The sequence below is a fragment of the Vibrio rarus genome, from assembly GCF_024347075.1.
Taxonomy (GTDB): Bacteria; Pseudomonadota; Gammaproteobacteria; order Enterobacterales; family Vibrionaceae; genus Vibrio; species Vibrio rarus.
Genome location: NZ_AP024901.1, coordinates 221,033 through 235,038 on the forward strand (window position 1 = coordinate 221,033; position 14,006 = coordinate 235,038).

10 protein-coding genes are annotated in these 14,006 nt (G+C 45.6%); 4 read left to right on the top strand and 6 right to left on the bottom strand.

Features of this window, described 5'->3' with window-relative positions:
* Positions 1-69: 69 nt before the first annotated feature.
* Both ltaE and OCU56_RS14075 read right to left on the bottom strand, forming a co-directional pair.
* Positions 70-1,074, bottom strand: a complete 1,005-nt coding sequence (gene ltaE, locus OCU56_RS14070) for a low-specificity L-threonine aldolase (protein ID WP_261875354.1) — start codon at positions 1,072-1,074, stop codon at positions 70-72.
* 10 nt (positions 1,075-1,084) lie between these two features.
* Positions 1,085-1,603, bottom strand: coding sequence for an NUDIX hydrolase (locus tag OCU56_RS14075; RefSeq protein WP_261875355.1), 519 nt, complete (start codon positions 1,601-1,603; stop codon positions 1,085-1,087).
* A 255-nt stretch (positions 1,604-1,858) separates the two neighbouring features.
* Between OCU56_RS14075 and OCU56_RS14080 the strand changes: the two genes are divergently transcribed.
* Together OCU56_RS14080 and viaA are read left to right on the top strand one after the other, a co-directional pair.
* Positions 1,859-3,529 (top strand): ATPase RavA domain-containing protein, encoded by a 1,671-nt coding sequence (locus tag OCU56_RS14080; protein ID WP_261875619.1) that lies wholly within the window; start codon positions 1,859-1,861, stop codon positions 3,527-3,529.
* 8 nt (positions 3,530-3,537) lie between these two features.
* The gene (gene viaA / locus OCU56_RS14085; RefSeq protein WP_261875356.1) at positions 3,538-4,983 is read left to right on the top strand and encodes an ATPase RavA stimulator ViaA; all 1,446 of its coding nucleotides are present in this window, start codon (positions 3,538-3,540) and stop codon (positions 4,981-4,983) included.
* Positions 4,984-5,088: 105 nt separating this feature from the next.
* On the opposite strand, the gene OCU56_RS14090 is transcribed toward viaA, so the two are convergent.
* From OCU56_RS14090 to OCU56_RS14105, 4 genes are all read right to left on the bottom strand, one after another.
* Positions 5,089-6,747, bottom strand: coding sequence for an ABC-ATPase domain-containing protein (locus tag OCU56_RS14090; protein ID WP_261875357.1), 1,659 nt, complete (start codon positions 6,745-6,747; stop codon positions 5,089-5,091).
* An 88-nt stretch (positions 6,748-6,835) separates the two neighbouring features.
* Positions 6,836-8,758, bottom strand: coding sequence for an EAL domain-containing protein (locus OCU56_RS14095; RefSeq protein ID WP_261875358.1), 1,923 nt, complete (start codon positions 8,756-8,758; stop codon positions 6,836-6,838).
* 219 nt (positions 8,759-8,977) lie between these two features.
* Positions 8,978-10,171 (bottom strand): enoyl-ACP reductase FabV, encoded by a 1,194-nt coding sequence (fabV, locus tag OCU56_RS14100; RefSeq protein WP_261875359.1) that lies wholly within the window; start codon positions 10,169-10,171, stop codon positions 8,978-8,980.
* A gap of 69 nt (positions 10,172-10,240) precedes the next feature.
* Entirely contained in the window at positions 10,241-10,837 is a 597-nt protein-coding gene (locus OCU56_RS14105) for an arylesterase (RefSeq protein ID WP_261875360.1), read from the bottom strand.
* On the opposite strand from OCU56_RS14105, the gene OCU56_RS14110 reads away from it, so the two are divergent.
* A complete protein-coding gene (locus OCU56_RS14110; protein ID WP_261875361.1) occupies positions 10,836-11,540 on the top strand; it encodes an ABC transporter ATP-binding protein in 705 nt (234 codons plus the stop codon). The genes OCU56_RS14105 and OCU56_RS14110 overlap by 2 nt on opposite strands.
* 8 nt (positions 11,541-11,548) lie before the next feature.
* On the top strand, positions 11,549-14,005 hold the full coding sequence (locus OCU56_RS14115; protein WP_261875362.1) for an ABC transporter permease: 2,457 nt from the start codon (positions 11,549-11,551) through the stop codon (positions 14,003-14,005).
* Position 14,006: the final 1 nt, after the last annotated feature.

Here is a 14,006-nt window from a genome sequence, read left to right on the forward strand (position 1 = left end):
GCCATCACCGGTTTAGAGGCGGTGATGGCCTTGGTCACACATGGTAGCCAAAGTCGCGAAACACTTAAATCACAATAGCTCCGCTAATGCCGTTAATAACTGATCAACATCATCTTGTGTAATGTCGTGATGGGTAACAAAGCGCAATGGATTGCTTGGGGTAATGATGATCCCTTGCCCGTGCAGTTGCTGGGCGATAGCATGAATATCTATCTGCTCATGGAGTTTGGCAAACACAATATTGGTTTGCACTCTGTTTGTATTGACAGAGAATCCCGGTAGGGCGGCTAATCCGCGCGCAAGGTGTTTTGCATTAGCGTGGTCTATATTGAGCTGCGGCACTTGTTCGGTTAAAGCCAGTTTGCCGGCTGCGGCCAGAAATCCTACTTGGCGCATACCACCACCGAGCATTTTACGAATACGACGTGCTTTATTTATAGTGACGTTGTCACCTAAAAGCAAAGCGCCAACCGGTGCACAAAGCCCTTTAGATAAGCAAACGGTCATAGTGTCAAAATGTTGTGCTATCTCTTTAATGTCCACATCTAAAGCGACCGCTGCGTTATACACACGAGCGCCATCAAGATGTAATTTCAAATGATGCGTATCCACAAATTGGCGTGCTTGGGCTAAATAGTCTAACGGCAGTACTTTGCCATTGATGGTGTTTTCTAAACTCAGTAATCGGGTGCGGGCAAAGTGAAAATCGTCCGGTTTAATGGCTGCCGCTAGTTTTTTAAAACAGAGAGTGCCATCGGGTTCATTCATTATAGGTTGTGGTTGTATGGAGCCCAGAACGGCGGCACCTCCCGCCTCATACATATAGTTGTGCGCTTGTTGACCACATAAATACTCATCCCCTCGCTCACAATGGACCATAAGCGCTAATAGGTTTGCTTGAGTACCCGATGTGGTAAAGAGTGCCGCGGCAAAACCGTGAGTCTTGGCCGCCCAAGCCTCAAATTCATTCATGGTAGGGTCGTCACCATAGACATCGTCGCCTACAGAGGCGCAAGCCATTGCTTCACGCATTGCTTTTGTCGGTTGGGTGACGGTATCTGATCGAAAGTCCATACTACATCCTTTAATTGATAAGACCACGAAGCAACGCCTTCGACAGGGTTGCGATGGTTTTAGCGTCCGTTATTTTGTCTTGTTGAATCCACTGCAGTAATTCATCGCAACTCACTTCTTGCACCTCAATCACTTCATCTTTATCCGCTTGTAAGCGCTGAGTTAGGCTGAGGTCTTGGGCAAAATAGAGGTGCTGTACTTCATTGCAAAATCCCGCCATGGGTGTCAGCGTTCCCAGTTCAGTCCAAGTTTTGGCGCTATAGCCGGTTTCCTCTTCTAGTTCGCGCTTAGCCCCTACGATAGGCAGTTCATACCGTTCTAATGTTCCCGCGGGTATTTCCAGAAACCACGTCATTATTGAAGGTCGAAATTGATTAAGTAGTAACAATTTCCCTGAGGGTGCTTGGGCTAAAATGACGACAGCACCGGGATGTTTGACGGTAGTATGATGGGTGACCACACCAGTGGGTAAAGCGATGGTTTCTTCAACTAAAGAGAGGGTTTTCCAACTATGAACTGTTTTTTGCATGCTTTGTTACTCTTTTAAACTTTATTTATTGATAAATTACGTACAAGATCACGGTTTGAATGTGGCTTTTCATATTTATTACAACCCAAAGTAATGCATTGACCACATGGGTTAAATAGCATTGTAACAGTCTAACATTGCCCTGTGATGTAGATCTCGTTAACTTGTAAGAACTGCATAAGTAAATTTGTTATTGTAACAAATGATTAACTTGGATATAAAAACAATACATAGACGCTGTCATGGAGCTTTTTAATAATGGAACCTACTCGAGTTTCTCACGCACAACGAGCACTGCGGTCTGAACGAATTAATAAATTAGTTAAAGTGCTTTCGGAAGGTGTTTACGAACGTGAACATACCATAAAGCTTTGTCTACTCGCCGCGTTAGCCGGAGAGAGTGTTTTCTTACTCGGCCCCCCTGGAATTGCCAAAAGTCTTATCGCAAAACGTCTTATCTCCGCTTTTGAGAGCAGCAGTTATTTTGAATATTTAATGACGCGCTTTTCCACCCCAGAAGAAGTGTTTGGGCCTTTGAGTATTCAAGAGCTGAAAGATCATGGGCGTTATGTTCGACTGACCAAAGGGTATTTACCTACCGCCAATGTGGTGTTTTTGGATGAAATTTGGAAAGCGGGACCGGCCATTTTAAATACATTATTGACCGTGGTGAACGAGAAAACGTTTAAAAATGGCAGTGACATTGAGAAAGTGCCGATGCGCCTTCTGATCTCCGCATCCAATGAACTACCGGATCAAGACAGTGGTTTAGATGCGTTATACGACCGTATGTTGGTGCGTATTTTTGTCAATCGTATTCAAGATAAACAAAATTTTCATAGCATGCTAACGGTAGGAACGCCTCAAGAAGCGCACGTGCCTGATGACTTGACCATCTCTAATCACGAATATGAGCAATGGCTATCTGAGTTAGACAGTATGCCTTTGCCTGATGAGGTGTTTGATAAACTTTATCAATTAAAAACCATGCTAGAGGCGCGTCATAATGATGCCAAACAGACCTTAAGCGCCGATGAATTGTATGTGTCGGATCGTCGTTGGAAAAAAGCGGTGAAACTGCTGAAAGCCAGCGCCTTTTTTAATGGCCGAGTTAAAATAAACGCCCTAGACTTGTTGTTGATCCAAGATTGTTTATGGAACAGCCCAGAGTCACGATTAATTGTTCGCGATGTTATGCGTGAATTTGCCCTTAAGCATGCGTTTAATCAGCAACAAATCTCTCAAACCATAGAAGACAGTCGTCAGACTTTAGATGATATTCAGCAACAAATTGAACAAGACTACGTTATGAGTGTGGAGTCTGAACCGGGAACGGGATTGTTGCGTAAAGGGAAAGAAGGTTTCAAGGCCAATTTTGACGATTGGCGTCCTCATAGTGTAGGTAATGCCCATAACTTGGTGAAATTAGTCTTATTACAAAGTAACCAATCAGTATCAGAGCATGATAAAGGGGATACCCGCTATGTGTTTGTGGCACATACGGATTTAGTGAATATGATCAGCCATGGTGGCGGTAATGTGTATGGCTATGTGAACCATAATCCTAACTTGCTGTCGTTAAAGTTTGCGTTAGATGGTGACAGTCGCTTGGTCATCAAAGATATCGCTAATCGCTCTGTGTTATTGAGCTTAGTGACTTATGCAGGTTTAGATGGCGAAGGTCATCAAACTTGGCATAACAAAGCCAACAGCGCCGTTGATAACCTAATGAATATGGAATTGTTACTCACTAAAGTGCGTTCCGATTTTCATGGTGCTTTGCCACACAACTTTATTGAACCTGAGCTTCCCACAGCCATGGAGGCCAGTTTGCAACAATTGGCGCAATCACTGAATGACGCTCAGCAAACGCAAAAAAAGAGGGCGCAAAGAATTGGTTTTTTAGCTAAGTTTTTTGCTGAATAGGAGGTTCAATGCTCGGTGTTGATGCATTAAATCTGGCGATGTCAGTGGCAGATTCAGGCATGGTCGAAACAGCGATGAACGATTTAATAGGTCGTAGTCAGGTTTTGATGTCATCAGAAAAACCTGGCATGCAAGCGTCAGTAAAGAGCCATTTACGCAAATGGAAGGGTTCAGTGTCCAGACGCATGAGTAAAGTCTCTGAATCGGAACAAATGCGTGAGGAGTTGGCCCTTTACCAAAAAGTCATTCACTGGGATGAAGGACAATTTGCCGAGGATATCGAATCGGTGGTGGCTGAACTGAAAGGGCGAAGTGATTTTTACGCTACAGGGAAGCGCTTGCTTGAGCGACAAAGCGAAGCCCCAAATCCTATGTTTGCGCACTTTTTTTGCGACCAATGGTATCAGTCCCTTTTTCATACCATTGAAAAAATGCAGCTTAAAGAGTTAGAGCATGATAAACAGAAGTTTCTTGATGATCTGTATAACCGTATGGAAAACATCAAGAACATGCGTCAAATAGCCGATGCCGGTGATGAAGCGCAACAAGGGCGACTGTGGGATATGGCGGCGGCCCGTTTAAGCCGTACCGATGTGTCCACTATGGCTAAATACGCGGCGTTTTTGCGTAAAAATAAAGGGTTAAAAGAGATCGCCAATGCATTGGGACGAATGGCCAATCAAGTGGATGATCCTTCTTTAAGAAAGCAACCGGCCGCGGAGTTACGCATTGTTGAAGAGCAATCGGATCAAGCTACAGACGATATTGTCGGTATTCATGAAAGTGACGATCTGAATAAAATGTTGCCCTATGAAACCATGTTTTTGGCCTACCCAGAATTAGAAATGATTTTCTATAAACACTTGGTCGATAAACAATTATTAAATTATCGCACCACGGGTAAGTCTCGTAAATTACGCAAAATTAATGCCCACACCCCAAATGCCAGTGAAATGGAATTAGAAAAGGGCCCATTTATTGTGTGCGTGGATGCCTCGGGCTCCATGAGTGGCTTTCCAGAGCAGTGCGCAAAAGCCATTGCATTTGCTTTGATGCAAATTGCCTTATCAGAGCAGCGTGAGTGTTTTGTGATCTTGTTCTCCACCGAGCAAATTACCTATGAGTTAACCAAAAAAGAGGGTTTGCGAGAGGCCAGTGATTTTCTCTCTTACACTTTTCACGGGGGGACGGACTTTGAACCCGTTTTGCAAAAATGCATAGACTTGATGTACACAGATAAATTTTTGAATGCAGATATGGTGGTGTTATCGGACTTCATTGCTCCGAAACAGTCTCAAGATATGGTGGATAAAGTGGAAGATCTGAAAGCGCGGCACAATCGCTTTCACGCAGTCAGTCTATCGAAATACGGTAACCCCAGTTTGTTGGATATTTTTAGTCACCATTGGAGTTATCATCCGGGATTGATGGGGCGCTTTGTTAAAAAATTCTAGAAGGGCAGTGCTTGTGTGCTTTGCGGTACATAGTTCATGTCTTTGATGGTAACAAGTGAGGCGGCATAGGGTTAACCCATGTCGCCTCACTTAAATAGCATTCTCTTATTTTGCCGGTTTAAACTGCGCTTTACGTAAGCGATTGAGGGTGGCAAAAATATCGAGAATCCGCGGCTTAGCCATATCGCCATTATTTGGCATTAATGCGTGCCATTGATTTTGATCAAGCTGAGTTTGAAACTCTTTGCTGAGATCGGAACTCCAGCCCGGGGTTTGCGCCACTTGGAACCAAAGCCAGCCGATGGCATTGACTTCATTTGCTGTCTGTAATTGCTCTAGGGCTGAAATATCAACAAACTCTTTGCCAAAGCGCAGAGAGCTATTGCCTTTGGCCCCGACACGAAATTTCCCTTCAGCTAGAAGTGTTTGCAAGCAGGCTCGATGAAAAGCTCGCGGCGACGTGCGTTGCAGTGGTTGCTCTCGTTCATGAGAGCGTTCGCTAGGGTGCTGCGCGACCACTTGCTTGGCTTTAGCCGTTACATCCACCGGTTGATATTCGTGCATCTGTATGACGTTGTCTGCTTCATCAAGGTAATCCCCTGAACCCCCCATCACAATCACACAACTGATATCTTCACTATCACGTAGCTCGGCGATTCTATCCACCAGTGGGGTGATGGGTTCCGCTTCTTTGGCCACTAAGGCTTGCATACGCTCATCGCGGATCATGAAGTTAGTTGCCGACGTATCTTCATCAATTAGCAGGCTTTTCGCACCAGACTCAATGGACTCTTGTAACCAAGCCGCTTGGGATGTGGAGCCAGAAGCATCTTGTGTCGAGAAGTCGGTGGTGGACTTTTGCATGGGCAGATGATTGATAAAATTGGCAATGTTGAGGTTGTGAACGCAACGACCATCTTCTGCGCGAATTTTCATGCTCAGTGGATCGGTGACGCAATACTCTCGGCCATCACCTGGAATATGTGCGTAAATGGATTTCTCAATGCCATTGAGTAGGGTGGATTTACCATGAAATCCACCCCCAACAATTAAGGTGATGCCTTTTTTGATCCCAAGACCGGTAATATAACCGCGATTAGGTGCATGTAAGGTGACCGCTAGCTCTTTTGGTGCCTGCATCGGTAGGGCATCTTTCATCGGAATATCGCTTTCACCGCTCACTCGGGGCAACATACTGCCGTTGGCGATAAAGCTCACTAGGTTGTGATGATGGAGCTGCTCTTGTAGTGCATATTGATCTTCCACCACTTCACAATGCTCGGTAAAACGTTGCTGGGGTAGCTCTCGCCAAAGGGTGGCTTTACGTAAATACTTTGGCAAATAGAAGGTGATAATATTCAGTGCTTTTTTGGCTAAAATGGCACGGCCATCGGCAGGAAGGTTAATCCGAAAACGTAATTCAATGCCTTCATCGGTAAACAGTACCGCGGTATTATCAAGGACAACTTGTCCTGTGGTCGCCACTGAGATGGCGTTATCTTGTTTGGCATACTCGGCCAGTGTTCGGCCAATAAAGTCTCGGGCAGCCAATTGATAGGCCGCAGACGTTTGTAATATAAAATCTAAACCGGTGACAGACCATGGTCGAATGGCTCTAAATCTTGAGGCAGATGCATACGGGTCCCCTTGTACTTGGTCAATATGCAAAGTGAAGTCAGTAAAGTCATAACTGCCCTTGATCTGTTGATAAGCACGGTAGTTTTGTTTTTCGAGTTTTTTTAGTTTTGCGGTAAGCAGATCCATTTGGGAGCCCTAGATGTCAAGCATGAGGTGTCAAGCATGGGGGGGATTATATCAACCCTTGGCTAAGGATGTGTGAAAATATTCATGTTCACTGACTGTGATTGCTATGAGGCTGGTTGATATCCCTTTGCTGATGCAAAATCTGTGCAAAATCTTTGCGTGTCATCGGTCCGTGATACCTTTTGCCTTCGGCAAAGGGGCCGTCAAACTGTAACAGCCATTGCTCCTGCTCTTTGGTTTCAACTCCGGTCAATACGGTATCTAAGCCCAATTTGGTGGTGATTTGCATGAGTGAGTGCAAAAAGCTGCGATCTTCTGAGCTGTGCTGCAGGTTATCAATAAAGGATTTGTCAATTTTAATGCGTCGGAACGGACTGTGTTTTAGATAGCTAAACGAGGCATGTCCATGGCCAAAGTCACACAGGGTAAGAGCAACCGAGAGTTTTGATAGGTGCTCAAGGGTAGACTGTAAGGTGGCTTCATTGGCAAAAAGTTGTTTTTCTGACACTTCGATCTCTAATGCATCTCCGGCTAAATTGGCCTCTTTAAGCCATTGATGAATAGACTCAGCTAAATGTTTTGATGCCAGTTGGCAGGCGTTGAGCTTAATGGCCACGCGAAACTGAGGTTTGATGCTGCGCCATTGCTTGACTTGATAAATGGATTTGCGCAGCAGAAAGTGACACAGGGCATCGGCAATTTCTGGTTGATCGCATAATTGACTGATGGAGAGCTCTGACACATTGCCAAGAATGGGGTGATCCCAGCGAATGGAAGTACTGGCACTGTGGCATTGACCATTTTCTAATTCAATTTGCGGTTGATAAAACAGCTTGATGGCTTTGTCTCTAATGGATTCGATGAAATAACTTTCTAGGCGATTGAGACGAGTATTGTGTTCTGCTTGATTGTCATCAAAAAAAACAATGCGTTTGCCTGACTCACGGGCATGTTGCATAGCTTGATAGGCTTGTACCGTTAAAGCGAGGTTTTGTTGATTATGCTGAGGGTGACTGATAGAGACGCCCACATAAACTTGCAGTCGAACTTTACCATTATTGACGTCAAAATCTTGTGAAGTCACCTCCATGATTTGCTGAATTATCGTATCGTAATTTTTGCTGGTGCTGTTGGACAATAGAGTGAAAGCAATATCATTGGAGCGAGGACGGGCACACAGTTGGCGATGCGGGCTAAGTTGGCCTAATTTATCTTTAAGCTGTTTGATAATTTTATCTAAGGTGTCCGCTCCCATATCTATCTGTATTCTTTGCCCATTACTGATACCTAAATAGAATACCGCCACTTCTTGATTAAACAGATCCGCTTGATTCACCATGCGGTTGCTTTCTATCTCCCATGCCTTAGCGTTTAATAATCCACTACCCGTATCATGATGCAGTTGATAGTGAATCTCTCGTTCCAATTGTTTTCTTTTGTTGCACTCTTTATCTAACTGATAACTCAGGTTGGCCAACTCTACGGTGCGATTTTGAATACGTGTTTGCAGCTCTTTATTCACCAACTTTAACTTTTGATTTTGATAGATAACCGTCAATTGTGCTTCTATGGAGTCTTTAAAAATGGCTAACAACTCGCGAATGACAATTTTAAAGTGGTTGGTCTTGGAATCTAAAATAGATAACGTGCCAAACGGAGTGCCATTAGGCCAGTGCAAGGGCACCCCTAAATAAGCGACGATGTTGTTGGGCAGTGACGTTGATATAGGTTGCCATTGTGGGTCTTGAAAACGATCGGCGACCACCAATATGGCATTGTTTTTTAAGGTTGTTTCACAAAAATGGTGTCCTCCTAAAGGGAAGGATTCGCCCATTTTGAAAGGGTTTTTTATGCTGTGGTTACAACAGTACACATCGAGCTGATTTTGATTTAAGCGATTAATCATGCTGACAGGCACATGGGTAAATTGTGCTAAGTTTTCCAGCATATCTTGCCAGCTAGAGTAAATTTTATTGGGTACCTCAAGTTGCTGAGTATCGACTCTGGCCATTGTGTAATCCGTTACCTTGCTGGCTATTGATAGGGCGAGTGGTGTGGAGCAAGGCTGGGCCGTCACCCACAACACGCGCGTATAACAGTAAGGATAGACCTAATAGCCATCGTAGCAAATAACGTAATAGCTCTGGTTGGGCACAAGGTATGTCTTCTACCGCTTTGTGTGTCCTCCTCGCGGTACATTTCCTCTTCGCGGTAAAAGACCAGCAAGTTATTAGGGCGTTAGCGCTTGAAGCTGTTCAATACAGTAGTGCTGTTCATAATCCACATCATCAAAAGCGAAGCCATTTAATTGCAAAAACTCTTGTTTATATCCGTGATAGTCGCCGACTTCACGGAAGTTGTCGCTATTCATTTGCTGTAGTCGTTGCAGAGTTTTGCTTTGTACGCTAGAGCTGAGTTCCCAGTCGTCCATGCGGATCAGGCGCTGCGCATCAACTTGTGCTTGAGGATAAAACTTAGAGTTGAATAGCCGTTGCATCTGCTCAATGCAGGTTTCATGAACCCCTTGCTCTTTCATTGTTTTATACAAGGCTAACAGATAAGGGGAAAAGGTAGGAATAAACACACTGGCTTTGGTCACCAGTGCCTTACAGACACAGGTATAGGCTTCACCATTGAATGGAGCCAGTTTTTGGTTTAATTCATCACTGGTGTGATGAAGGTGCGTTTTGGCCCGGCCTAATGTCCCTTGATGGTAGATAGGGTATGTGTATTGCGGGCCAATATAAGAAAAGGCCACGGTGCGACATTGCGGTGCTATGGCGTTGTGCAAAATAAGCAGCTCGATCCACTGCTGCCAATCTTCACCGCCCATCACTTTCTCTGTGTCATGGATCTCACGGTCACTGGCTGCGGTTAACTCCGTTTCTTGCCAGCTGTCATCTTGTAAATTAATGCTAGCACCACAAAGGTTGCCCCCTATAGGCTTAATGGCGGAATGCCACATTTTGTCGTCTTTTCCTTGCGGGCGCACTCCGCAGGCAAGGCTATAAATGATCAGATCCACTTGCCCGTCAAATTCATTGGCTATGGCGCTAAGCACTTGTTGCCTAACTGGTGTGGAAAACGCATCCCCAACAATATTGATGGCTTTTCTTCCCGCCGCGGTTGCGTGCTGCTTGAAGTAAATGTTGTTGTACCATCCGGCACTGCCCACCCCTTTCTCTGATGGCCCGCGTTCAAAAGAGACGGCGATGGTATCGGCCTCGGCTCCGCCAAAGGTTAAAGCGATGCGCGCCGCTAAGCCAAAACCGGAGGACCCCCCTAAAATGAGTACCCGCTTGGGCCCTTGTGTAATGGGAGCGGCGCGAGATACGAGGTCAATGTGTTGGCGTATTCCTTGCTCACAGCCTGCAGGGTGAGCACTGCGCGCCACGACACCTTTGATTATGGGTTCAATGATCATCGGTTTTGTTTACCCCTATATAGTGTGTTTTTGAGTCAGGTTATAACGTAAACATGCTTAAAAAGCGGATTACAGCAATGGCGTTAGCTCGTCGGCCACAAATTTGGCAATCCAAGGTTGCGCTTTTGCTTTTGGGTGCAGGCCGTCTTGCATCATTAAATCGTTATTTGTGATGATCTCTGTTAGAAAAAAAGGAATTAAATCAACGTTTTCCCTTTTACTCACGGTAGGATATATTTGTGCAAATGCTTGCGTATAACGTTTGCCGTAATTGGGTGGCACTTGTATTTGCATCAGGATCACTTTAGCGCCGTTGTCTTGACTGGTCGTAATCAGTTTTTCGAGGTTATTTTTGATCAGCTTGGGAGGGAATCCTCGTAAGCCATCATTAGCCCCTAATTCGATTAACACGTAATCCGGTTTGTGTTGTTGCAAGAGCGAGGGTAGGCGGGTTAAGCCGTTTCCGGTGGTATCTCCAGAAATGCTGCCGTTTATAATCGTCATTGGGTGACCGCGCTGAGCCAACTCCTCTCGCAGTAAAGTGGGCCAGGCTTTTTCAATGGGCATTTGATAGCCCGCACTTAAGCTGTCGCCGAGTATTAAAAGATTGCTGGCACTGGCGTTAAAAGAAAAGAACAGAATAATTAAGGAAAGCACACGTATCATGACCACATCCGTTATAAAGGCAACATCGTTAACTAAAACAGTCTCTACTAAACAAGAGCATTTAACAATCCTACAAGATGTAAACTTGGACATCTGTGCAGGTGAAAGTGTGGCGATTGTGGGCGCATCTGGAGCAGGTAAGTCTACCTTGATGACCTTGTTAGCGGGGCTCGATATTGCCAGCGAAGGGGATGTTGAAATATTAGGGCATTCGTTATCGCAATTAGATGATGAGCAAAGGGCGGATTTACGCAGTCAGCATATTGGTTTTGTCTTCCAAAGTTTCTTATTAATTCCCAGCTTATCGGCATTAGACAATGTCACTTTGCCTTGCTTATTACGAGGGGAAGGGGAAGATAAACAACGAGCAAGCCAGTTGCTTACCTCTGTGGGTCTTGAAAAGCGCATGCATCACCTACCCTCGCAATTGTCTGGCGGGGAGCAGCAACGCGTGGCCTTAGCCCGAGCCTTTATGTTGAGCCCGAAAATACTGTTTGCCGATGAACCCACCGGAAATTTAGATCAACAGACGGCGAAAAACATAGTAGAGCAGTTGTTCAATTTAAATCAGCAGCACGGCACAACACTGATTATGGTCACCCATGATAACGCTCTTGCTGCCCGCTGTGATCGAGTGCTGTATATGAACTCCGGTAAACTGGAAACGCACTTAGCCTCTTCTGACTCAAGCCAAGTGCTGTAGGGGGCGTTATGCAACAATCAACCCGCGCTCTTAAACCGGTAGCAAGTGCAACACTCAATGGACGTTTATTGTCGTGGAGCTTTAAAGAGATCCGTCATGGTCAGTTATGGCCTGTGTCTGTGGCGTTAACCTTAATTATTGCCTGTGTGTTTGCGTTATCGGCATTAGCCGAACGTATGGAGCAGGTGATCGTAAAGCAGGGTAGAGATGCGCTGACCGCCGATCTGGTGTATCGCTCCGCCAATCCGCCTCCTGAAACCCTCAATGTAAAGTCGTTACCTGCGGGCGTCAACAGTGCTTCTATGGTCAGTTTTGCGACCATGGCGTTTAGTGATCAAGAGATGCTTTTAGTGACGGTAAAGGCGGTCAATAGTGCCTACCCATTGCGTGGTGACTTGCAGTTAAGTTCGGATTCCACCACAGGATCGCATGTGAGTTCAGGGCAATTATGGCTTGAAGAGAGTGCCATGTTGGCACTTCAGGTGAAAAAAGGTGACGTCGTCACAATTGGTGATGCGGATTTTGTATTAAGTGGCACTTTAGAGCAGCAACCGGGGTTGAGCTTTAACCCTTTCCAGCAGATGCCAACGGCGATGATTCATAGCAGTGATATAGATAAAACCGGAGCGCTACAATTAGGTTCTCGAGTGCGTTATCAACAGTTTTTTACCGGCACTGAACAAACATTACAACAGTTAAAAGAGCAGGTGGTGTTAACGCCTAGCGACCGATGGCGAGATGAAAATAGCCGCAGTCGTACTAACGATATGTTTACTCGTACCACTCAATATTTATCATTAACCGTGGCCATTGTTGTGATCATGGCGGCCACTACTTTAGTACTGACTTGTCAGCATTATGTGGCAGGGCGTCGCCAAACAGTGGCGATGCTGAAAAGTATCGGAGCCAGTAAACGTTGGATTGGCCGCTGGTTATTGTTGCAAGTGATGCTGTTGTTTGTCATTGGCGCAGTCTTTGGCGTGGCCATTGGTTATGGATTAGAGGTGTTGCTTCGTTTACCTCTGGCGGACTTGCTTCCCGATCCCTTGCCTAGTTACGGTGTCACCCCTTTGTTTGTCTCCATTATGAGTTGCTTGTTTATTGGGATACCGGCTCTGGGTATTCCAATGATTAATTTGTTGCAAACGTCGGCCAGCAACGTGCTGCAACCTTCGTTACAAAAATCAGGCAAGAGCTGGTGGCTGGTGGCGGTGCCTTTGCTGCCTATGCTGTTTGTGTATGCCTCAAACACCTTAGTGTGGATTGTCTTAGCTGGCATGTTGTTACTGTTTGTGGTGTTAGGTTTGGTGGCCATTGCGGTGTCGCGCTTTATCGGCACCTTTACACTGCGCCCTGCCATGGCACTGGCGGTCAGTCGGCTCAATCGATCTTCTATGGCAAGTGGCTTACAGTTTGGTGCCTTGTCATTGTCTTTAATGCTGCTCGCCATTGTGTGGTTAGTGCGAACGGATTTATTGCAAGATTGGCGTAGCACGCTTCCGGCGAATGCGCCGAACGCATTTGCCATTAATATTGCCTCTTACGAACTAGAGGGCTATTTACAACATTTAGATGCCGCCCACATAGAGCGTTCACAGGCGTTTCCAATTATTCGGGGTCGTTTAGTGAGCGTTAATGGTGTGGATGCTAAGTTGGTTAAACAGCAACAAGATACCGATGCGGTGCGTCGAGAACTGAATTTAACTTGGGCGCAGCAGTTACCCAGTTACAATGACACGCTAGAAGGTGAATGGGGCAGTGAGAATGGGGTTTCCGTGGAGTCTGAAGTGGCTGAAGCTCTGAATTTACGTATTGGTGACACTCTAGGCTTTAGCATTAGCGGGCAAAATATCGAGGCGGTGGTAAACAGTATTCGCCGCGTAGAGTGGCGCGAAATGAAACCCAATTTTTATTTTATTTTTGCCCCTTCTTATGCGGACAAAATGCCAGGGGCATTTATGGTGTCGTATCGTATAGAGCCACAGCATGAAGCGATGATCCGCAGTTTATCTGCGCAATACCCAACGGTAAGCCTGTTAGATATTCGTAAAATGGGCGATAAGATACAGTCGTTATTATCGCAAATTGTTTGGTCTATAACGGTGTTGGCAGTATTAGGTGTGGTGGCCGGTTTGTTGCTGATTTTCACTTTGCTTCGTCTTAGCATCGCGCAACGTCAAATGGAAATCCGTTTATATCGAACTTTAGGGGCGAGTAAGCAGCGGATCTCCACCACCTTGTGGTGTGAGTATGGCTTAATGGCACTCATTGCTGGCGTGGTGGCCAGTTTAGGGGCGGAGGCCAGCGTCAATGGATTGCTGTATTGGGGATTTGATTTTTCATTACGTTTCCACCCTCTATTGTGGATCGCCTTGCCTATGGTGACGTTAGTGGTGCTGAGTTTAGTGGTCAATAGCTTGATAAAGCAGTTGTTACAACCGGTGAAAAACGGGGGCTTGTCTTAGC

Coding starts and splice junctions, on each gene's coding strand:
- OCU56_RS14095 (WP_261875358.1), bottom strand. CDS start 8,758: ATGGCCAGAGTCGATACTCAGCAACTTGAGGTACCCAATAAAATTTAC.
- OCU56_RS14105 (WP_261875360.1), bottom strand. CDS start 10,837: ATGATACGTGTGCTTTCCTTAATTATTCTGTTCTTTTCTTTTAACGCC.
- OCU56_RS14075 (WP_261875355.1), bottom strand. CDS start 1,603: ATGCAAAAAACAGTTCATAGTTGGAAAACCCTCTCTTTAGTTGAAGAA.
- OCU56_RS14110 (WP_261875361.1), top strand. CDS start 10,836: ATGACCACATCCGTTATAAAGGCAACATCGTTAACTAAAACAGTCTCT.
- OCU56_RS14115 (WP_261875362.1), top strand. CDS start 11,549: ATGCAACAATCAACCCGCGCTCTTAAACCGGTAGCAAGTGCAACACTC.
- fabV (WP_261875359.1), bottom strand. CDS start 10,171: ATGATCATTGAACCCATAATCAAAGGTGTCGTGGCGCGCAGTGCTCAC.
- OCU56_RS14090 (WP_261875357.1), bottom strand. CDS start 6,747: ATGGATCTGCTTACCGCAAAACTAAAAAAACTCGAAAAACAAAACTAC.
- ltaE (WP_261875354.1), bottom strand. CDS start 1,074: ATGGACTTTCGATCAGATACCGTCACCCAACCGACAAAAGCAATGCGT.
- viaA (WP_261875356.1), top strand. CDS start 3,538: ATGCTCGGTGTTGATGCATTAAATCTGGCGATGTCAGTGGCAGATTCA.